The sequence below is a fragment of the Algoriphagus litoralis genome, assembly GCF_003259255.1.
In the GTDB taxonomy this organism is placed as follows: Bacteria; Bacteroidota; Bacteroidia; order Cytophagales; family Cyclobacteriaceae; genus Algoriphagus; species Algoriphagus litoralis.
In genome coordinates, this window is record NZ_QGOL01000007.1 from 246,604 (window position 1) to 266,577 (window position 19,974).

Here is a 19,974-nt window from a genome sequence, read left to right on the forward strand (position 1 = left end):
TACAACCAAAACAATGATTTAATGAGGATTTTGACAGTTTTCCTTACCCTCAGCACACTCACTATTACAGGTGCATTCGCTCAAAGCGGTTATTTCGAAGATGCCTATCGATTCAGTAGATCAAACCCTGCTGGTTCCGCCAGAATAATCGGAATTGGTGGGACTCAATATTCACTTGGAGGCGATGTTTCCAATATTGCTGGCAATCCGGCTGGCCTTGGTTTCTTTCGTTCTTCAGAGGCTAGTATAAGTCTAGGTTATACAGATTGGAGAGTTGATACTCGCTTTCTCAATCAGGACAGAACTTATAATACCAGCAACTTTAATGTGCCAAACATGAGTTATGTTATGGCCAACCCTAAAGGCAATCTCGAATCTGGAGCATTTAAAGGAGGGGCATTTGGAATTAGCTTTCAGCGGATCGCCAATTTCAACACCGAGTTTGGATACTTTTCAGACGAGCTTGGTCAAAGCTCCATAATTGATTTTTACCTGCAGGACGCTTTCGGAATACCCGAAAACCAAATCGAAAACTTCGGCCTGACTGGATTGGCTTACCAAACCTACCAAATCAACCCTATCGCTTTTGACCAAGATGGAAACCCCATTCAAAATCCAAATACTTACGATTCGTTTGTTTTAGGTTTTCCATTTCAAGATGAAAATATCACCCAAGAAGGAAGTGCAAGCCAGATGACTTTTTCTTACGGTGCTAACTTCAATCATAAGGTATTTGTAGGTGGTGGAGTAGGAATTAGAACACTTTCCTTTTCGTCATTTAAGACCTATCAGGAAGAATTCATTGATCAGCCATTGGCTAATTCCAGCTTAAATGAAAATCTATTTATAAATGGTATTGGAGTCAACTTAAACTTGGGTTTGATCTACAAACCCATAGATTACATCAATCTCGGGTTTGTCTTCCAATCACCGACTTGGTATGGCTTGAATGAAGAATATGAGGCAGGAATGACTGCCAATTACAATAATTATTATTTCGAACAAGAAGATATTACACTTGGTAACCAAACGGCTCTGTCTGACTTAATTATTAGCAACTACGGATTAAATACCCCACTTAAGTTGGGAGGTGGGGCGACCTTCTTCATCGGGAAAAATGGCTTTATCTCGGCTGATGTAGATTGGGTCGATTACAGTGCCGGACGGATCAATTCGCGCGATTTTGATGAAGGCCCAGACAATCAGGCTATCCGTGACACGTACACCAGCACGATAAATTATCGACTTGGTGGAGAAGCTAGAATTGATAAATTTAGATTAAGAGCTGGTTATGCTTTTTTTGGAGACCCATTTACCAATGCTTCCGGAGTGGATCAAAGCACCCAACAACTCAGTGGAGGGTTTGGAGTAAAATTCAATTCGATCTCTCTGGATTTTGCCTTGGTTAATCAAAAATACAATGGACTCTATCGGAGCTATCAAGTCCTTGATGAAAACAACAACAATTACGGCCCTGGGACACAACTCGAAAACAGTATCACCTCAGGAGTCCTCACCCTCGGGTTTAACTTTTGAGTTGATTAATCAACTCGTACATTAATAGCTCAGCGGAAAAATCTTCCCCGCTGAGCTTAATTTTTGCCTGATTGTAAAAGTACTCCCGCTGAAAAAGTAAGCTTTTAAGTTTTAGTGTGATTTCTCCTTGATCCAAATTTGAAAACATGGGGCGGTTTTGAATTTTTGATACACGCAGTCTTTCAGAAATGGTATCTAAGGGGACATCCAGGTATACAGAAATGGACTTCTCATTAATCAGGTCCATATTATCATTGAAGCAAGGCGCTCCACCTCCTGTAGCCAAGACAAAAGACTCATCTCGAAAAAGTAATTCTGACAGCATTTCAGTCTCAAGCTCTCTGAATTTTCCTTCGCCTAACATCGAAAAAATCTGCGGAATCTTCATTTGACTAGCATCCTCAACCTGTTGATCCAGATCCAAGTACGGAAACTGTAGCTCTTGGGCTAGCTGGCGTCCAAATGTGCTTTTCCCACTTCCTGGTAAACCTACCAAAACCACTTTCAGCCATTTGCTCATAAGAAAAAGTCTAAAACATCAGTTGCATCTGGGGTATTGTTATGGTGGTACTTTTCCATCACTACACCATCTTTCAAAATCATAACCCCTGGATTGGCACGCATGATAGTTTTGACAACAGTAGCATCGGCCTGCAAGCCTATCACACTCCAATTGTTCTTAGAAAGAAAGGCATCGATTTCTTCCTGAGTAGCTGCAGCCATGAAGACCACATCTACTGGGGCACCTTCCATCGATTTAACCAAAGCAGTCAATTCATCCAAATTCGCCTCACTCATTTTGGTCATGTTGCTACTAAGAATAACGACTTTGTTCCCTACGAACAAAAACTCAGATTGGTCACCTTCATTATTCCATGCGGCAAAATCGGAGATTTTTGGAAGTGCATCCGGATTTTGCAAGACCATCTCAACAAACTCGTAGCCTTCTTCTGTAGGATACTGATCAAAAATAACTGTCTCTTCCCCTTTTTTCATGATGTACTTATATTGAAGCGGAGCTGAGGGTTGCATGTTTGTGGGGATACTCACTCCGTTTTTATAGGCTCTAAAGTCAATAAATGGAAGATTTTGAATCGCCCAATAGGCAATTCCCAGAGAAAGCACTAAGGTTATAATTGAAGTAGCACTTGCCCATTTGGGGGTTTCTTCGGGAAGATCTTTTCTGAAAATAAAAAGGAAGGAAATCATCACCAACAAGATAATATCCTTGTAGAAGGACTCCCAAGGGGTCAATTTAATGGCATCTCCAAAACAGCCACAATCTGTCACTTTGTTAAAATAGGCTGAATAAAAAGTCAAAAAGGTGAAAAATAAAATCATGAGTCCCAATGCCCAAACGGTTTGCTTTAACTTGACCCCAATAATCAGCATGACGCCTAAAACCACCTCTGCGACGACCAAAACTACGCCTATATACAATGCAAATGGCTTGAAATAATAGAAGAAACCAGCAATGTCATTGGAGAATACATCAAAATACTCCTCAAGTTTAATGGCTGTTCCGACCGGGTCATTGACTTTAATCAACCCCGAAAAAATAAAAAGACCCCCTACCAAAAGTCTGAGAATCCAAAGTACAGCTTGCTTATTCATATATCCATTGATTTTAAACCTGTTAATTCACTTTTTCAAAGCGAAAACCATCTTTTTGTTCGACAACACTGATGCATAGTATTAGCCTGTATGAAAATTCGCTTCTACTTAATTCTGATGATACCCTAGTTTAATCAGGCAGAAAACCGAATAGTTGATCATGTCCTGATAGTTTGCTTCAATTCCTTCCGAAACTAGCGTAACTCCCTGGTTATCTTCTATTTGTTTGACTCGCAATAGCTTCATCAGGACAATATCAGTTATTGAACTAATACGCATCTCACGCCAAGCCTCACCATAGTCATGGTTTTTATTTTCCAATAGATTACGGGTAGCTTCGGACCAGTGATCGTAAATCGGTTCCAGCTCAGCAAATGGAATCTCCATTCGATCCTCATCTTTTAGACTAATTTGTATTAATGCAATGAGACAATAATTGATGATCCCCACAAACTCATCTACGATGGGATCAGCCACTTTTTGATTCCCTTTTTCTTGGATCGAGCGGATTCGTTGTGCCTTGATAAAAATCTGGTCAGTAATCGATGAAAGCCTCAAAATCCGCCACGCAGTCCCGTAATCAAGGGTTTTCTTTCGAAACAATTCTTTACATCGGGCAATTACTTGCTTATATTCGTTGGTGGTTTTAGTCTCCAAAATAAATTAGTTAAATGTTGACCGGATCAAATCCGTCTTCTTCGTCCGAAGATAAATTATTTCCCCAAAAATATACACTTCAAATCAAGGGAAGGCTATTAACCCTAGATAAACCTAAAATAATGGGGATTTTGAACCTGACTCCCGATTCTTTTTACGAAAGCAGTAGGGTTAACACGTTGGGATCGATCTTGTCCAAATCAAGGCAAATGATCAGCGAAGGTGCTGATTTTCTAGATCTTGGAGGGTATAGTACCCGGCCTGGTGCTACGGATATTTCTATACAAGAAGAAATTGACCGAGTGGCTCCGGCAATTGAAATCATTCGGTATGAATTTCCACACATTCCCCTATCCGTGGATACATTTCGATCCAAAGTTGCCCTTGAAGCAGTAAATGCAGGCGCGACACTAGTCAATGATATCTCTGCCGGAGAGTTAGATCCAGATATGTTGCCGACAATAGCCCGGCTCGGAGTTCCTTACATAGCAATGCATATGAAAGGAAATCCTCAAAATATGCAGTCCCTGTCAGATTATTCTGACATTTGCGTAGAAATACTGCATTATTTCGCGGAAAAAGTGGATCTTTTTACAAAACTTGGCATCAAAGATGTAATAATTGATCCAGGCTTTGGATTTGCCAAGACGACTGAACAGAATTTTTTTCTGTTGAAAAATCTTAGAAGCTTTGAAATTTTTGGATTACCGTTGTTGGTGGGTATTTCTAGAAAATCAATGATCTATAAAACCTTGCAATCCAGTGCCGCTGAAGCACTAAACGGAACTACTGCATTGAATATGGTTGCGCTCATGCAAGGCGCGAACCTACTCCGAGTGCATGACGTTAAGGAAGCTAAAGAAACGATAAACCTATACGAACAACTATACCCTTGAGCTTACTTTTCAAAATAGGATTTTTAGACATCTCCATCGTCAATATGATCGATATTGCGTTGGTGGCTGCGCTTTTATATCAAGTTTACAAGCTTCTAAAAGGCAGTGTTGCCATCAAAATCTTCCTCGGATTTTTATCGCTCTATTTGATTTATCTTTTGGTTCGTGCTCTTCGAATGGAACTTTTATCCGCCATTTTGGGACAATTTATGGGAGTTGGGGTCATTGCAGCTATTATTATTTTCGCTCCAGAAATCCGTAAATTCTTGCTGATCGTAGGTCGATCTTCAATTTTCTCAGATGATAATATCCTCAAAGACATCCTGTTTTTCTGGAGAAAAAAGGAAAATTCAGCCTTCAACATCAGCCCAATCATTGACGCATCCAAGATTCTTGCCGGCAGCAACACCGGAGCCTTGATGGTCATCTCCAGCAGTACCGAACTTAAATTCTATGCAGAAAGCGGAGATATCATGGATGCCGAGCTTTCTAAGCGCCTTCTGATCTCTATTTTCAATAAATACAGCCCGCTCCACGATGGTGCAGTGATCATTCACAAGGGCAGAATCAAGGCGGCACGCTGCATTTTGCCAGTAACAGAACGCGAAGTTCCCGCCCAATTTGGTCTTCGTCACCGTGCTGGAATAGGCATGTCAGAAGCAACCGATGCGCTGATTCTGGTCGTTTCCGAAGAAACAGGACAGATATCGATGATGAAAAACGGGAAAGTGCTGCACAACCTGTCTTTTCAAGAAATCAGAGAAATCATCAATGACTACCTGAATAATGAAGATTTGGACGATCGATTTGAAAACTTGTCGGAATATGACATGACCACCAAACGGAATCTTGCGCTCACAGGAAAATCCCAATGAGAGTAGAAACTAAAAAGCCGAAAGAAAATAGTTTCCTATCGGCTTTTTTATGCTTTTTTTACTAAAGATTAGATCCTTATTTAATCACGCCGAGTTCTTTTCCCACTTCGATAAATGCAGCGATGGCCTGATCCAGATGATGTCTTTCGTGACCAGCTGAGATTTGAACCCGGATTCGGGCTTGGCCTTTTGGCACGACAGGATAATAGAATCCAATAACGTAGATGCCTTTTTCAAGGACTTTTTCTGCCATTTTCTGGGAAAGCACCGCATCATAGAGCATCAGGGGTACGATTGCATGCTCACCCGGCTTGATGTCAAAACCCGCTTCGGTCATCTTTGAACGGAAGTATTTGGTGTTTTCTTCCAGCTTATCTCTCAATTCAGTGGTCTCCGAAAGCAAATCAAAAACTGCAATAGATGCACCTGTGATCGATGGTGCCAACGTATTGGAAAATAAGTACGGTCTGGATCGCTGACGAAGCAGCTCGATGATTTCTTTTCTTCCTGAGGTAAAACCTCCAGATGCTCCACCCAGAGCTTTACCAAGCGTTCCAGTGATGATGTCGATTTTGCCCATGACGCCGCAATGCTCGTGCACGCCTCGGCCTGTTTTGCCCATGAATCCAGTCGAATGACATTCATCGGACATCACCAAAGCCTCGTATTTCTCGGCCAAAGCGACGATCTTATCCAACTGAGCGATTGTGCCGTCCATTGAAAAAACGCCGTCAGTTACAATGATTTTTTGCTTGGCACCTGCGGCAATGGCATCCTGAAGCTGCTTTTCCAGATCAGCCATGTTGTTGTGCTCATAGCGGTAGCGCATGGCTTTGCAAAGACGGACCCCATCGATGATCGATGCATGGTTCAAGGCATCTGAAATGATCGCATCCTCAGGACCAAAAATCGGTTCAAACACTCCCCCATTCGCATCAAATGCTGCAGCATACAGAATGGTATCCTCAGTACCCAAAAACTCGGAAATCTTTCGCTCCAGCTCCTTGTGAATATCCTGTGTACCGCAAATAAACCGGACAGATGACATTCCAAAACCGTGGGTATCAATCGCAGCTTTGGCCGCTTCGATGACTTTGGGATGGGAAGACAGGCCCAAGTAGTTATTGGCACAGAAGTTCAACACTTTTTGTCCACCTGTGATCGTGATTTCTGCAGATTGGGGAGAAGTGATGATCCGTTCTTTTTTGAATAGTCCCGCTTCTTCGATGGATTTTAACTCTTGTTCTAATTTGGGTCTAAGCTGATCGTACATGCTTTATTTTTTAAAATTGATACTCAAATGGAATGATTTTCCGCTGGTCAAAAATCTGCGACAGAGCGGTGATTTTTGCTACTTTTGCGCAGCAAACCCAAATATAAACAAAAACCCTCAAGGGCACTTTGAGCGTTTTTCGAAAGAACTTCTCATGGAAAAAATCCTTATCATCGGCGCTGCCGGACAGCTTGGTTCAGAACTCACCCGCTCACTCGCCGATCAGTTTGGCGGAGAACAAGTCATCGCCACAGACCTCAGAGATTCAGCTCGTTTGGAGTTTGACTATTGCCGGTTTGAAGTTTTGGATGCGATGAATAAGGAGGCGCTTCATGATTTGGTCAAAGAGGAAAATGTCACGCAGATTTATCATCTGGCAGCGGTCCTTTCTGCCACAGGAGAGAAAAATCCAAAGTTTGCATGGCATCTGAATATGGAAAGTCTGCTTTTCGTCCTAGAGCTTGCCAAAGAAATGAAGTTGGATAAAATCTATTGGCCGTCCTCCATCGCTGTCTTTGGACCAAATACTCCAAAAATCAACACCCCACAATACTGCGTCAAAGAACCCAACACGGTCTATGGCATCAGCAAGCAAGCCGGTGAACGATGGTGTGAATACTATTTCCAAAAATACAATGTGGATGTTCGCAGCATGCGTTATCCGGGATTGATCGGATACAAATCACTACCCGGAGGCGGCACGACGGACTACGCGGTAGACATCTATCACAAAGCTTTAGCTGGTGAAAAGTTCTCCTGTTTCCTTAGAGAAGATAGCTACTTGCCGATGATGTACATGCCCGATGCGATCAAGGCGACGCTAGATCTGATGAATGCCCCGCGGGAATCTGTGAAAATCCGCTCCAGCTACAATCTTTCAGGGATGAGTTTTTCTCCAAAAGAAATCTTCGAAAGTATCAAAAAACATGTCCCCGGATTTGAGATTGAATTCAAGCCGGATTTCCGTCAGGCCATCGCAGACTCTTGGCCGGACAGCATTGATGACAGCTGTGCAAAACAGGATTGGGGATGGAAACCTGATTATGATTTGGATGCAATGACGAAGGACATTCTCGATAATCTCCCGAGTTACTTTCCTCCAAAAAAATAAATCCACCAAAGCCTCTTTGCCCACAAGGAAGCTTTTGCTTTTTTTAATTGCCAGCCGACGGTTTTGGTTTCCATTCTATTTCGAAAATGGCTATTTTCCAGTCTAGTCCATTGGAAATGAATCGGAATCAGCTCGTCTTACTTCTTAGCCTTCTAATTGGGATTTCCCTCATTGGGTTTTTCTTTTTTGGACCTGAAAAAGAAGTGGATTATAGCACCCAGATCAAACCCATTCTCAATAAACACTGTATCACCTGCCATGGTGGGGTAAAGAAAAACGGGGGATTCAGTATTCTTTTCGAAGAAGAAGCTTTTGCTTTGAATGAATCCGGACTACCTGCTATCGTTCCCGGCAGTCCCAATTCCAGTGAACTGATCAAGCGACTCACCCATTCCGATCCAGAACTTCGGATGCCCTATCAGGGGCCCATGCTTTCAGAAGAAGAAATCGACTTGCTCAAAACCTGGATCAGACAAGGTGCCAAATGGGGAAAGCATTGGGCCTATCAGCCAGTCCAGAAACCTGAAATTCCCTCACAGACCCAAGTTGCAGGCATGGGAAGTGGAGATTCTGAAGTCAAGCTTTCGCCCATCGATTATTTTATTCAGGAAAAACTGGAAGAAAAAGGTTTGAAACCTTCGGCTCAGGAACATCCACTTCGCTTGCTTCGGAGAGTAGCTTTGGATTTGACAGGTTTGCCTCCATCTGAGACTTTGGTATCTAATTTTTCTTCAGGCAAAATCACCTATGAACAAGCAGTTGATCAGCTTTTGGAAGCTGATTCGTATGGAGAAAAGTGGGCAACCTGGTGGCTTGATCTGGCCAGATATGCCGACACCAAAGGCTACGAGAGAGACGTCTCCCGCACGATGTGGCCCTATCGGGATTGGGTGATTCGAGCCTTCAATGCAGACAAACCTTTCGATGAGTTTACCATCGAGCAGCTTGCGGGAGACCTGCTGCCCAATCCGACTCAGGATCAATTGACAGCGACAGCTTTCCACCGGAATACCATGAATAATGACGAGGGAGGAACCGAGGATGAGGAATTCCGTGTCGCAGCCGTTCTCGATCGAGTCAATACGACTTATGAAGTCTGGCAAAGTACCACCATGGCCTGTGTGCAGTGCCACAGTCATACCTATGACCCGATCCGCCACGAGGAATTCTATCAATCCGCCGCATTTTTCAACAATACAAGGGATGAAGACACCCACGACGAAGAACCACGACTGCGATTCTATGAAGAAGAACAACTCGGTCAAGTCGAAAATGTAATTACCTGGGCTAAAGAAAATGAAGGTGAAAAAGCCGCAAAAGCCCGTGCTGATTTCCTCAAATTCTACGAACCCAAGTATGCCGCGCACTTAGCTACGGATTTCAATAGAGCTGAGTTGATTGATACCAAATGGCTGGGACTCTGGTCTGGAGGTTCGGCCGTATACAAAAACATCGACACCCAAGGTTCGGACCAGTTGCTGTTGGATTATTGGACTGGACTGGATGGTACGCAAATGACAATCCGGAAAGATGGCCCCGAAGGTGAAATTCTCGCTTCATTTGTCATCAACAAAACCCAAGGGGAAACAGTCAAGCAGATTCCGTTCAAGCCTATTTCGGGAAAGTTTAACCTTTATATCGAAGCCAAAAATCCTTCTGCAGGTCCACAGCAAAACACCTCAACCATTGTATGGTTTGCTTTTTTGCCAAGTCTGAAAGGAAAAGATAAACCGGGATTCAAAGACGTAGAGTCAGACTGGGAGGAGTTGCTGAAATTCCGAGGAACCCGACTTCCGATTCTAATTGAAAATCCCCCTTACATGGCTCGAGAAACACATGTTTTTGAGCGGGGAAACTGGATGGTCTTGGGTCAGGAAGTCAGTCCAAAAACTCCTGAGGAATTTGGAGGATGGAAGGAAGAATGGCCTAAAAACCGACTCGGATTCGCCTATTGGCTGACTTCGACGGAAAATCCTCTGACAGCACGGACACTCGTGAATCGCATTTGGGATCAGCTATTCGGCAGAGGAATTGTCCGAACTTTGGAAGATATGGGAAGTCAATCCGATCCCCCTAGCCATCCTGACTTGCTGGATTATTTGGCTTGGAAGACGATGATTGATTACGACTGGAGCATGAAAGCCTTGATTCGAGAGATCGTCACTTCCGCCACTTACAAGCAATCTTCTGTTCTTTCTCCCGAGGTTTTTGAAAAGGATCCAGAAAATCAATGGTACTCCCGAGGGCCAAGATTCCGACTTTCTGCAGAGCAAGTACGAGATCAGGCTTTGGCAGTGAGTGGCTTGCTCAGTACAAAAATGTACGGTCCCGGAGTCAAACCTCACCAACCGGAAGGAATATGGCAGACGGTGTACAATGGAGAATCCTGGACTGAAAGCGAAGGCGAAGACAAGTATCGACGCGGCATCTATACCTTCCTGAAACGAACCAGCCCCTACCCTTCCTTCATCACCTTCGATGCGGCGAGTCGGGAAGTCTGCCTGAGCAAACGATTGGTGACCAACACGCCACTTCAGGCTTTGGTCACGCTCAATGATCCGGTTTTCCTTGAAGCTGCTAAAAATCTTGGGAAAAATGCATGGGGAAAAGGAAACCAAAATCCTGAAAAGGCAATTGCTACAGCCTATCAACATCTAATCCTGAGCCCGATTTCCGAAGGAAAAAAGAAAACGCTGATGGATTTATTTGCTTCTGCAAAAGCAGAATTCACAGCAAACCCTGCTGCTTTGGCGGATTTCTTCCCTGAAGCTAAACCAGAAGAAGCCGCGATGGCGGTAGTTGCCAATGCAATGATGAATTTGGATGAATTTTTAACGAAACCCTGATGAAGCATCTAGAAAAACTCTTCGCCGAACTTGCAGTCCAAAAGCTGCAAAATCAAACCCGCAGACATTTCCTGATGGATTGCGTCAGTAAAGTCGGAGGTTTGGCTTTGGCACCGCTACTTTTTGGTTGCGAACCTGAGCAATTGATGAAATCATCATCAGGCTTGAATCTCAGTGAGCGGGATTTGAATCCTTTGGCTCCTTTGCCTCCACCATTTGTCGGAAAAGCCAAATCCATCATTTACCTCCACATGGCAGGTGCACCAAGTCAATTGGAACTCTTTGACTTCAAACCTGAATTAGCCAAATACCATAATCAGGACTGTCCGGAAAGCTTGCTGGAAGGACGGAAGTTTGCTTTCATTCGTGGTGTGCCGAAAATGCTTGGCCCACAGGCCAAATTTGCCCAACATGGAAAATCTGGTGCTTGGGTCTCGGATTACTTGCCGCACTTCGCCAAAGTCGCCGATGAAGTGGCTTTCCTGAAAGCTGTCCACACCGATCAGTTCAACCATGGTCCAGCTCAATTATTTATGCAGACAGGATCACCTAGGCTTGGTAGACCAAGTTTGGGAAGTTGGGTGACTTATGGATTGGGCACAGAAAATCAAAATCTTCCGGGGTTTGTCGTCTTGACTTCAGGTGGTAAAACGCCAGATGCAGGCAAAAGTGTCTGGGGTTCGGGCTTTTTGCCTTCAGTCTATCAAGGTGTCCAATGCCGATCCAAAGGCGATCCAGTTCTTTATCTCGAGGATCCGACGGGAATGTCCAGAGATTTGAAGAAAAACGTCATTTCAGCGATCAATCAGGTCAATCAGGAGGATTTTGAGACTTTTGGCGATCCAGAAATTCTCGCCCGTATCAATCAGTACGAAATGGCCTATCGCATGCAGATTGAAGTGCCTGAAGTCATGAACATCAACGACGAACCAGCCCATATCCATGAACTTTACGGCACCAAGCCCGGTGAGGAGTCTTTTGCAAACAACTGTCTATTAGCCAGAAAACTGGTAGAAAAAGGTGTGCGAGTCGTTCAGCTCTACGATTGGGGTTGGGATACACACGGTACCGATCACGATGGTTCAATCGACATGGGTTTGAGGAACAAATGCCGAGAAATCGACCGACCCATGTCTGCATTGCTGTTGGATTTAAAGCAGCGGGGTTTGCTCGAGGAAACTTTGGTTGTCTGGGGTGGAGAGTTTGGGCGGACGCCGATGCAGGAAAACCGGGAAGGAAAAGTGCAGGGATTTATGGGACGCGATCATCACGTGGATGCCTTCACGATGTGGATGGCCGGTGGTGGAGTAAAGAAAGGTGCGAGCTATGGCATCACGGATGATTTTGGGTTTTCGGGGGTCGATGAGCGGGTTTCAGTTCATGATCTTCATGCCACGATTCTTCAGCTGATGGGCTTCAATCACGAGAAGTTTACCTATGATTTTCAGGGCAGACCTTTCCGACTGACTGATGTTCACGGAGAATTGATCCATGCAGTACTTGCCTAAATCATCTTCAATGAAACCAAAAATCCTTCACAAGTTTTTGCGCTATGCTTGAATTCCTTGGGCCACTTTTAGGCCGCATGCATCCACTTTTGGTTCACCTTCCGATTGGAATTCTAGTATTTGGTATCCTGCTTTGCTTTTTTCCCCAGAAGAAAAAAAATCCTCTACTTCCGTCCATTCGACTGGCTTTTCTTCTGGGAGGAATCGCCGCTCTCAGTGCTGGAATCAGCGGTTTTCTTCAGTATCAATTCGAGGGATTTGCTTGGGAGGATGTGCGGATCCATCTTTTTGGTGGTATCCTGACTACTTTGGGAAGCTTTGGTGTTTTTTTTCATCTAAAAAGCCTAAAAAAGATCCAACTGAAGAGCAAGATTTTTGTATTGGGATTGGCTTTGGTTCTGATTATCACAGGGCATTTGGGAGGAAATCTCACCCATGGAGAAAGCTATTTCACAGAAGTTCTTCCACAGGAACTTCAATCCTTTTTGGGGATAGAAATCCAACCTGAAAAAGGCCCGGAACTCGCAGAAGAAAGCTGGGAAGAGGCAGTTTTCTATTCCGAAGTCGTCCAACCCATCCTGAATCAAAATTGCAAAAGCTGCCACAATCCTCGGAATAAAAAAGGCGAACTGGACCTCAGTTCTATGAAGGCATTGCTTGCTGGAGGTGAAGACGGACTGATTTTAACTGCTGGGGATGCAGAACACAGTGAGCTTTTCGCTCGACTTATCTTGCCAAAGGAGGATGAAAAGCACATGCCCCCTTCCGGGAAGCCTCAACCTTCCAAAGAGGAAATTGCGTTGATTGAAAGTTGGATCAAAAGCGGCGCAAAAGACAACCAAACACTGGCAGGGGCCGGTATTCCACGAAAATTGATTGAGCGGTTTATTGCCAAAAATGAGAAACCCTTTTACCCAATCACTGACTTTCCGGCAATTTCCACAGATTCATTAGCTGAATTGAAATCCTTCGGATTCTTTGCAGAGGCAGTGGAGTCGGGTTCGGGATTACTGAAAGTGACTTGCATTAACTTTCCTGATTTTCAGAATTCGGATTGGGATAAGCTTGCTCCATTTAAGAATAGAATAGCTTATCTAGATCTGAGCGGGACAAAAATAAGTAGCGAGATCATTAACAGCATCGTGGAATTACCCAATCTGACAGTGCTTAAGCTAAACGAGACAGCGATTTCAGGATCAAATTTGGGAGCATTGACTGCATTGGCACATTTGAAATTGCTGTACATGAATAATACCACTTTTACTTTGAGGGAGATTCAAATGCTGGCTAAGAGCCAATCGCTAAAAAAAGTATTCGCTTTTGATACCCCAGCTGCAAAGGAATGGACGGTATCTGAAGGCCTCACTTTTCCTTTTCAACTCGAAGTCGGAAACTTCCAACTCCCCAAATTGCCGACAGATACGATTGTGTATTAAAAAAAATCCGATTCAGATTGAATCGGGTTTTTAGTTTTATAGTCTTTCCTCAATCTTTTGAGGATCAAACCCCAAAGTCAAACTCCCATCCGGGTAGGTGATCACAGGTCGCTTGATCATGCTTGAGTTTTCGCTCAAAATCGGAAGAGCTGTTTCAGTCTTTTCTAAAGCTTCCTTTTGCGCATCATCCATTTTTCGGTAAGTAGTTCCTTGTTTATTGACCAAAGTTTCCAAGGGCGTTCTTTCTAAAAATCCTTTCAAAAGTTCCGGAGAGGGCTTTTGCTTTTTATAATCGATAAATTCATAAGCTACGCCTTTTGACTCCAAATAGTCAAATGCCTTTTTCATGGTATTGCAATTTTTGATTCCGTAGACTTTAATTGACATTTCTTTTTCTTCTTTATTCTTATAAAATATCTTTCATACTTTCTTCATGTGCTTGGAGGATTTTTCCAACAAGATCGTCTGTCAATGCAGTGGATAGGAAGAGACTTTCAAACTGAGAGGGGGCTAAATAGACACCTCGCTTGAGCATGGCTTGAAAGTATTTTCCGAATAATTCCGTATCTGATTTTTTGGCAGATTCAAAATCCGTCACTGGTTCATTCGTGAAGAAAAGTGAATACATACTCCCCAGATGGTTGATGGTATAGTTTAGATCTAGGTTGTGGTTGATTTTGGTAATCCCTTCGGCAATGCTTCTTCCGATACCCGAAAGACGTGCATAAACTTCCGGATGAGAATTCAAGTAATTCAGCATTGTCAATCCAGCCGCCATGGCGATCGGATTACCCGAAAGCGTACCTGCTTGGTAAACAGGTCCTGCAGGAGAGACAAACTCCATGATTTCTTTTTTGCCACCATAGGCACCCACAGGCATGCCCCCTCCGATAATTTTACCCAGTGTGGTCATATCCGGAGTTACGCCAAAAAGCTCCTGAGCACCGCCTATCGACAAGCGAAATCCTGTCATCACTTCATCGAAAATCAGTACGATGCCCTCTCGGGTACAGATCTCTCGCAATCCTTCCAAATAGCCCGGAAGAGGAAGAGTCAACCCCATATTACCGGGCACTGGCTCCAAAATCAGGGCTGCGATCTCTCCTTTGTTTGATTCGACTAGGCGCTCTATTGCTTCCAGATCGTTATAAGGAGCCAATAGGGTGTCTTTGGCTGTTCCAACGGTCACTCCCGGAGAATCGGGATGTCCCATCGTAATGGCTCCAGAACCTGCAGAAATCAAAAAAGAATCGCCATGACCGTGGTAATGCCCCTCCATTTTGATGAATTTATCCCGACCAGTGTATCCCCGTGCCACTCGGATAGCCGACATCGTCGCTTCCGTTCCGGAGTTGACCATTCGGACTTTTTCCACTGAAGGGACCATGCTCACAATCAGCTCAGCAATTTCCACCTCACGGGCTGTAGGCGCTCCAAATGAAGTCCCGTTTTCCATCGCTTTGATTACTGCTTCTCGGATCATGGGGTGGTTGTGTCCCAGAATCATTGGTCCCCAACTGTTGATCAGTTCAATGTAAGCATTGTCATCCTCATCATAGATAAAGGCCCCATCTGCTCTCTTTATGAAAATGGGCTCACCTCCAACTGCACGAAAAGCTCGTACTGGAGAATTGACTCCCCCTGGAATGAAATTTTTAGCATGGGCAAATAGCCGCTTGCTTTCAGAAATTTGCATGGTTTAATTTAATGGAATCAACTCACCCCCCTGAAATTTGAAAATTGGGGTGTAGCTGTTATTGTTTGAATTTTGAAAATTGAAACCCCAGGTCAATTTACCTGGCTGAAAGGAACTTTGGTCCAGACTCCGCCTCAAATCATACCCGAATGTCGGCTTTGCATTGGATCCTAACCAATAAACTAACTCCAAACCGAGGATAGAGTTCATCCCTGGATAGCTATAGTACCTGTCATAGAATTGACTTCGGAATTTGGACATGGCCTCGGTATCAAACTTCGGTGTATTATTGGAGATGAAATAGAAATTTGGAACCTCCATCATCTCATAATTGGCAAAATTGAAGCCCAACCACGAATCCATCACCAAAACAGGAACTGAGGTGGAGATACTTTCCATCAGGGAAAAAACAGATTGGGCAATGGCCGGATCATCTGAAAGTAAAATTACCTGATCTACGGATGGGTTATTTCCTCTGCTCACGCCTAGGCCTTGCAGGAAAGTGGATGCATTCCGAGCATCCAGTTTTTGAATCTTCACCAGATCAAAACCTGCTTTCTCTAATTCCGCCTGAAGTAAAAACCCCAAATTTTCATCCCTTGAACTTCCGCTATATCCTACAGCCACTCTTTTGCCCCAGTTTTGAGATTTTAAACTGGAAATAATTCCTTTTGAAAGGGACATGACAGAAGGTCGGAAAAGGTAACTGTAAGAAAACTTTTCGAACCGCTCACCCAGATTGGAAAGGGGATGCACAAAGGGAATTTGTTTTCGTTCTGCGAATGCACTGACCAGATCAGTCTCCTCAGGATAAATCGGCCCAATGATGACATCAGCTTGGGCTATGGTCGGGTCGTTTAGCAGATTAGTCAGGTGCGCGATATCACGCTTTGAATCAAAGGTATTCAGCGTAACTTTTTGGCCCTCACCCTTCATCTGATCCACACCGATTTCAATTCCTTGGTAAAGTTCAAACATAAAGTCGGAATAACTTATGCCAGATACAGAACTTGAGTTCACTCCTGTAAAAGGCAGGATCAGCACCACATCCAGTACATCGTCTTTAACTACATTCTTACCTTTAGTAGAGCTTTTGATCAGGTTAAGCGCCTCTATTTCACTGGCAGACATGATAGTTTGCTTCTGTAAAACAGCCGCCAAGGCTGACACATAGCCTTCATTAGATTTGAATTCGTCCAAGTTTGCCACTAAAAAACTTGAAGTGGCTTTTTTTAAATACTCAAAGGAAAGATTATAGGACTGCTCGAGCAGTTGTTCTTTTTTGATGCTTTTTATTACTCTGAGTGCTTCTGTATTTTGATTATTTTGAAAATAGGCAACAGCCAAAAGGTACTTGGCCTCGTCGGATTTGTTCCAATTCTGTCCATAAAGGGGCTGTAAAGCACCGATTGCCTGCGCTGGCTGATTGGCCCCTAAGGCTGCTTCAGCCAAATGAAATGCGGCATAGTTGGCCAGATTGCCATATTTATTGGCGTCTGTTAGTTGTTTAAACCCATTCATAGCCTCCCAGTAATCTTTATTCTGAAGGGCTGCTTTCGCCTTTTGATATTCAGGCGGCAGTCCTTGACCATTGGAAAATTGAATGGAAAAAAGTAGGGATAATAAAAGAAAGATATTTCGCATAATTCCAGAAGAGTCGGGATGATTGAAGCTAGGCAAATTTAACCCATTATTTTCAAACCCAAAGTTTGAGCCAATCGGGTTAAGAAAAAGAAAACCCGAAGCCAAAGCTTCGGGTTTCACATTTATTAAAAGATTTTCTCGCTGTAAGGATCCAATTAAGATGTCCTTGATAGACTTATTCCCACTCGATCGTTGCCGGTGGTTTGGATGAAATATCATAAACCACTCGATTGACTCCTTTTACTCGATTGATGATTTCATTGGACATTTTGCCCAGAAAGTCATAAGGTAAGTGAATCCAGTCTGCAGTCATCCCATCCACTGATCCTACGGCACGGAGAGCGACTACCCGCTCGTAGGTACGCTCATCCCCCATTACTCCTACGGATTGGATAGGTAGCAAAATTGCTCCTGCCTGCCAAACCTGATCGTAAAGTCCGTGATTTTTCAACCCTTGGATAAAAATATGATCTACTTCTTGAAGCGTTTTCACTTTCTCCTCAGTGATGTCTCCCAAAATCCGGATGGCAAGACCTGGTCCAGGAAAAGGATGGCGACCGATGATCGTTTCTACAATCTCCAATGCCCGTCCCACTTCACGTACCTCGTCTTTAAACAGCGTATTCAGCGGCTCTACGACAGACAACTTCATGAAGTCTGGAAGACCGCCAACATTGTGATGCGATTTGATCGTGGCAGAAGGACCTTTCACAGAAACTGATTCGATCACATCCGGGTAGATTGTGCCTTGGCCTAGCCATTTTACTCCATCAATTTTATGTGCTTCTTCATCAAAAACCTCGATAAAAGCTTTTCCAATAGCTTTCCGCTTAGCTTCTGGATCAGTCAACCCTTCCAACGCATCGTAAAAACGCTTTTTGGCATCCACTCCGATCACATTCAAGCCCATGTGCTTGTAAGAATCCAGGACTTCTTCAAATTCATTTTTGCGAAGCAGCCCATTATCTACAAATACGCAAGTCAACTGCTCTCCTATCGCACGGTGGATCAGCGTAGCTGCTACAGAAGAATCAACCCCTCCAGACAAGCCCATCACCACTTTGTCACTTCCGATTTTTTCTTTCAGTGCTGCGACAGTTGAATCAATAAATGTATCAGATGTCCAGTCTTGTGCACAGCCGCAAATGCCGACTACAAAGTTCCTCAATAGATTTTTGCCCTCCGTGGAGTGAGTGACTTCAGGATGAAATTGAATTCCGTAGGTTTTCTCCCCTTCTACTTTGAAAGCGGCTACCTCCACAGAAGAAGTGCTCGCGATGATTTCAAATCCAGACGGAAGGGACTTGATGGTATCGCCATGCGACATCCATACCTGAGAGCCATGGGTCATTTCCTTGAGCAAGTCATGATGCAGGTCAATCCGATCTAGATTTGCACGTCCATATTCGCGAATGGTGGATGGAAGTACCTCTCCTCCATATTTGCTCGCTAAAAGCTGTGCACCATAGCAAACCCCCAATAGTGGAAGTTTTCCACGAAACGCATCAAGGTCTAAGTCAGGTGACCCTGCGTCACGTACCGAACACGGAGACCCCGAAAGGATGATTCCCTTGATGTCAGCGGTGATTTCTGGGACTTTGTTGAAAGGGTGGATTTCGCAATAAACATTCAGTTCTCTTACTCTTCGTGCGATGAGCTGGGTGTACTGAGAACCAAAATCAAGGATGAGGATTTGTTCTGCCATGCGCAAAGGTAATCAGGCAAGGTGGCTTACTAAAATATGGCAAAGAAAATTTGGGGGAAGATTTAAAGATTAAAAAATTGGAAAATTGGAAAATTTTGAAAACCAATCATTTAACGATTTTTAAATGCAATCTTGGGATTTTCGATTAATAGTAAATTCCAGTCTTCTTCAGTAAATCCTTTGGAATTGAGCTCGGGTTTCAGCTTATCGAAGATATTGGTAAATGGCTGAAATTCCCCTCCACCCGGCTTGGCAGGATCATACCAACCGGCATCATGAGAAATAAGAATCTGATCCAAAAATCCGAATTCCTTGGCAAAAAGAAGTCGGTCCATATACGGATCAACAGCCCAACCGATCCCATCCAAGCTGATCCAAACTCCCATTTCAGCAGCTTCCCGATACGTATTGAAATCCAGCTCATTTTGGGCGTGAACCCACACAAATCCAGATGGCTCTACTCCCATTGTTTGAAGGATCTTCACTTCCTGAGCCGCTGTCTTCCAAGTTCCGGTATGTGAGGCAATGGTTAATCCGGTTTTCTGGTGAGTCAAACCTGCTGCTCTGACCAGCTTTTGATCCATTTCAGAAAGTGTGTCGGCTTCATTTACTGATATTTTGATAAAACCCGGTTTAATTCCCGTGTTTTCAATTCCATTCTCAAATTCAGCAATCCAGCGTACAGACAGCTCCTCTGCTGATTCGGAATAAGCATGCTTGGGCAAATACTTCCCCCCGACGGCACCGTAATATCCAGTATTGGTCAAAATCTGAATTCCTGATTTTTTGCTGAGTTCTTGGAGCAAAAGTGGATCCTTTGCCAGAAAAGAAGGTGTACAATCTAAAATTGTCCTGACCCCATACTTTTTGACTTCCAAAAGAAACGGAAGGACCTTGATCACTACGGAATCCCGATTCCAGCGATCGGGACTGATCGAATCCGCCCCGATAAAATCGACGAGCATATGCTCATGAATCAAAGTAAGCCCCAGCGAATCGATTGAAACCGATCCGGTGACCGAATTAATCGTCTTTTCTATGGTAGTTGATGGAGGGTTTTGGCAGGATGCCAAAATAAGACTTAAAATGATAGAAATCAGAAACCTGGACATAAAGAGTAGATTTGAATCTAAACTCAAGGTATCTGTGGATCATCAATTTTTCAATCTTTCAATCC

Annotated in this window: 16 protein-coding genes; 7 read left to right on the plus strand and 9 right to left on the minus strand. The window is 43.8% G+C overall.

The genetic code is table 11. The features are described 5' to 3' along the window. Window positions 1-21: 21 nt before the first annotated feature. Complete coding sequence (locus DK188_RS08725; protein ID WP_111670432.1) at window positions 22-1,536, plus strand: OmpP1/FadL family transporter; 1,515 nt, start codon at window positions 22-24, stop codon at window positions 1,534-1,536. On the opposite strand, the gene DK188_RS08730 is transcribed toward DK188_RS08725, so the two are convergent. The 3 genes from DK188_RS08730 to DK188_RS08740 all read right to left on the minus strand — a co-directional run bounded on the left by DK188_RS08730 (window position 1,526) and on the right by DK188_RS08740 (window position 3,807). Further along, window positions 1,526-2,056, minus strand: coding sequence for a shikimate kinase (locus tag DK188_RS08730; protein ID WP_111670433.1), 531 nt, complete (start codon window positions 2,054-2,056; stop codon window positions 1,526-1,528). The genes DK188_RS08725 and DK188_RS08730 overlap by 11 nt on opposite strands. Then, complete coding sequence (locus tag DK188_RS08735; protein ID WP_111670434.1) at window positions 2,053-3,150, minus strand: BT_3928 family protein; 1,098 nt, start codon at window positions 3,148-3,150, stop codon at window positions 2,053-2,055. Before DK188_RS08735 ends, DK188_RS08730 begins: the two co-directional genes overlap by 4 nt. Window positions 3,151-3,258: 108 nt before the next feature. After that, on the minus strand, window positions 3,259-3,807 hold the full coding sequence (locus DK188_RS08740) for a DUF1599 domain-containing protein (protein WP_111670435.1): 549 nt from the start codon (window positions 3,805-3,807) through the stop codon (window positions 3,259-3,261). 122 nt (window positions 3,808-3,929) lie between these two features. Here DK188_RS08740 and folP point away from each other — a divergent pair, with 122 nt between their 5' ends. Then, on the plus strand, window positions 3,930-4,703 hold the full coding sequence (gene folP, locus DK188_RS08745) for a dihydropteroate synthase (RefSeq protein ID WP_317046866.1): 774 nt from the start codon (window positions 3,930-3,932) through the stop codon (window positions 4,701-4,703). Further along, window positions 4,700-5,578, plus strand: a complete 879-nt coding sequence (cdaA, locus tag DK188_RS08750) for a diadenylate cyclase CdaA (RefSeq protein ID WP_111670437.1) — start codon at window positions 4,700-4,702, stop codon at window positions 5,576-5,578. Before folP ends, cdaA begins: the two co-directional genes overlap by 4 nt. Before the next feature lie 76 nt (window positions 5,579-5,654). On the opposite strand, the gene kbl is transcribed toward cdaA, so the two are convergent. Further along, window positions 5,655-6,851 carry a glycine C-acetyltransferase gene (kbl, locus tag DK188_RS08755; RefSeq protein ID WP_111670438.1) on the minus strand — a complete coding sequence of 399 codons (1,197 nt, stop codon included), beginning with the start codon at window positions 6,849-6,851 and terminating at the stop codon, window positions 5,655-5,657. 154 nt (window positions 6,852-7,005) lie between these two features. On the opposite strand from kbl, the gene DK188_RS08760 reads away from it, so the two are divergent. From DK188_RS08760 to DK188_RS08775, 4 genes are all read left to right on the plus strand, one after another. Beyond that, window positions 7,006-7,962, plus strand: a complete 957-nt coding sequence (locus DK188_RS08760) for an NAD-dependent epimerase/dehydratase family protein (RefSeq protein WP_111670617.1) — start codon at window positions 7,006-7,008, stop codon at window positions 7,960-7,962. Between the two features lie 116 nt (window positions 7,963-8,078). After that, a complete protein-coding gene (locus tag DK188_RS08765; RefSeq protein WP_111670618.1) occupies window positions 8,079-10,808 on the plus strand; it encodes a DUF1553 domain-containing protein in 2,730 nt (909 codons plus the stop codon). Then, window positions 10,808-12,316, plus strand: a complete 1,509-nt coding sequence (locus tag DK188_RS08770; protein WP_111670439.1) for a DUF1501 domain-containing protein — start codon at window positions 10,808-10,810, stop codon at window positions 12,314-12,316. The genes DK188_RS08765 and DK188_RS08770 overlap by 1 nt, the downstream gene beginning before the upstream one ends. A gap of 44 nt (window positions 12,317-12,360) precedes the next feature. After that, window positions 12,361-13,752, plus strand: coding sequence for a c-type cytochrome domain-containing protein (locus DK188_RS08775; protein ID WP_111670440.1), 1,392 nt, complete (start codon window positions 12,361-12,363; stop codon window positions 13,750-13,752). A gap of 36 nt (window positions 13,753-13,788) precedes the next feature. Here DK188_RS08775 and DK188_RS08780 read toward each other — a convergent pair whose 3' ends face one another. From DK188_RS08780 to DK188_RS08800, 5 genes are all read right to left on the minus strand, one after another. Next, the gene (locus DK188_RS08780; protein ID WP_111670441.1) at window positions 13,789-14,139 is read right to left on the minus strand and encodes a Spx/MgsR family RNA polymerase-binding regulatory protein; all 351 of its coding nucleotides are present in this window, start codon (window positions 14,137-14,139) and stop codon (window positions 13,789-13,791) included. Window positions 14,140-14,158: 19 nt separating this feature from the next. After that, window positions 14,159-15,448: a glutamate-1-semialdehyde 2,1-aminomutase gene (hemL, locus tag DK188_RS08785; RefSeq protein WP_111670442.1), complete on the minus strand. Its 1,290-nt coding sequence runs from the start codon at window positions 15,446-15,448 to the stop codon at window positions 14,159-14,161. A 3-nt stretch (window positions 15,449-15,451) separates the two neighbouring features. Beyond that, window positions 15,452-17,311: an ABC transporter substrate-binding protein gene (locus DK188_RS08790; protein ID WP_111670443.1), complete on the minus strand. Its 1,860-nt coding sequence runs from the start codon at window positions 17,309-17,311 to the stop codon at window positions 15,452-15,454. Beyond that, window positions 17,268-18,797, minus strand: coding sequence for a glutamine-hydrolyzing GMP synthase (guaA, locus tag DK188_RS08795; protein WP_111670444.1), 1,530 nt, complete (start codon window positions 18,795-18,797; stop codon window positions 17,268-17,270). Before guaA ends, DK188_RS08790 begins: the two co-directional genes overlap by 44 nt. 110 nt (window positions 18,798-18,907) lie before the next feature. Next, window positions 18,908-19,909 (minus strand): phosphotriesterase family protein, encoded by a 1,002-nt coding sequence (locus DK188_RS08800; protein WP_111670445.1) that lies wholly within the window; start codon window positions 19,907-19,909, stop codon window positions 18,908-18,910. Between the last annotated feature and the right edge of the window lie 65 nt (window positions 19,910-19,974).

Coding starts and splice junctions, on each gene's coding strand:
- DK188_RS08770 (WP_111670439.1), top strand. CDS start 10,808: ATGAAGCATCTAGAAAAACTCTTCGCCGAACTTGCAGTCCAAAAGCTG.
- DK188_RS08765 (WP_111670618.1), top strand. CDS start 8,079: ATGAATCGGAATCAGCTCGTCTTACTTCTTAGCCTTCTAATTGGGATT.
- DK188_RS08725 (WP_111670432.1), top strand. CDS start 22: ATGAGGATTTTGACAGTTTTCCTTACCCTCAGCACACTCACTATTACA.
- DK188_RS08730 (WP_111670433.1), bottom strand. CDS start 2,056: ATGAGCAAATGGCTGAAAGTGGTTTTGGTAGGTTTACCAGGAAGTGGG.
- DK188_RS08775 (WP_111670440.1), top strand. CDS start 12,361: ATGCTTGAATTCCTTGGGCCACTTTTAGGCCGCATGCATCCACTTTTG.
- kbl (WP_111670438.1), bottom strand. CDS start 6,851: ATGTACGATCAGCTTAGACCCAAATTAGAACAAGAGTTAAAATCCATC.
- DK188_RS08760 (WP_111670617.1), top strand. CDS start 7,006: ATGGAAAAAATCCTTATCATCGGCGCTGCCGGACAGCTTGGTTCAGAA.
- folP (WP_317046866.1), top strand. CDS start 3,930: ATGGGGATTTTGAACCTGACTCCCGATTCTTTTTACGAAAGCAGTAGG.
- guaA (WP_111670444.1), bottom strand. CDS start 18,797: ATGGCAGAACAAATCCTCATCCTTGATTTTGGTTCTCAGTACACCCAG.
- DK188_RS08800 (WP_111670445.1), bottom strand. CDS start 19,909: ATGTCCAGGTTTCTGATTTCTATCATTTTAAGTCTTATTTTGGCATCC.
- hemL (WP_111670442.1), bottom strand. CDS start 15,448: ATGCAAATTTCTGAAAGCAAGCGGCTATTTGCCCATGCTAAAAATTTC.
- DK188_RS08780 (WP_111670441.1), bottom strand. CDS start 14,139: ATGTCAATTAAAGTCTACGGAATCAAAAATTGCAATACCATGAAAAAG.
- DK188_RS08735 (WP_111670434.1), bottom strand. CDS start 3,150: ATGAATAAGCAAGCTGTACTTTGGATTCTCAGACTTTTGGTAGGGGGT.
- DK188_RS08790 (WP_111670443.1), bottom strand. CDS start 17,311: ATGATATTTCATCCAAACCACCGGCAACGATCGAGTGGGAATAAGTCT.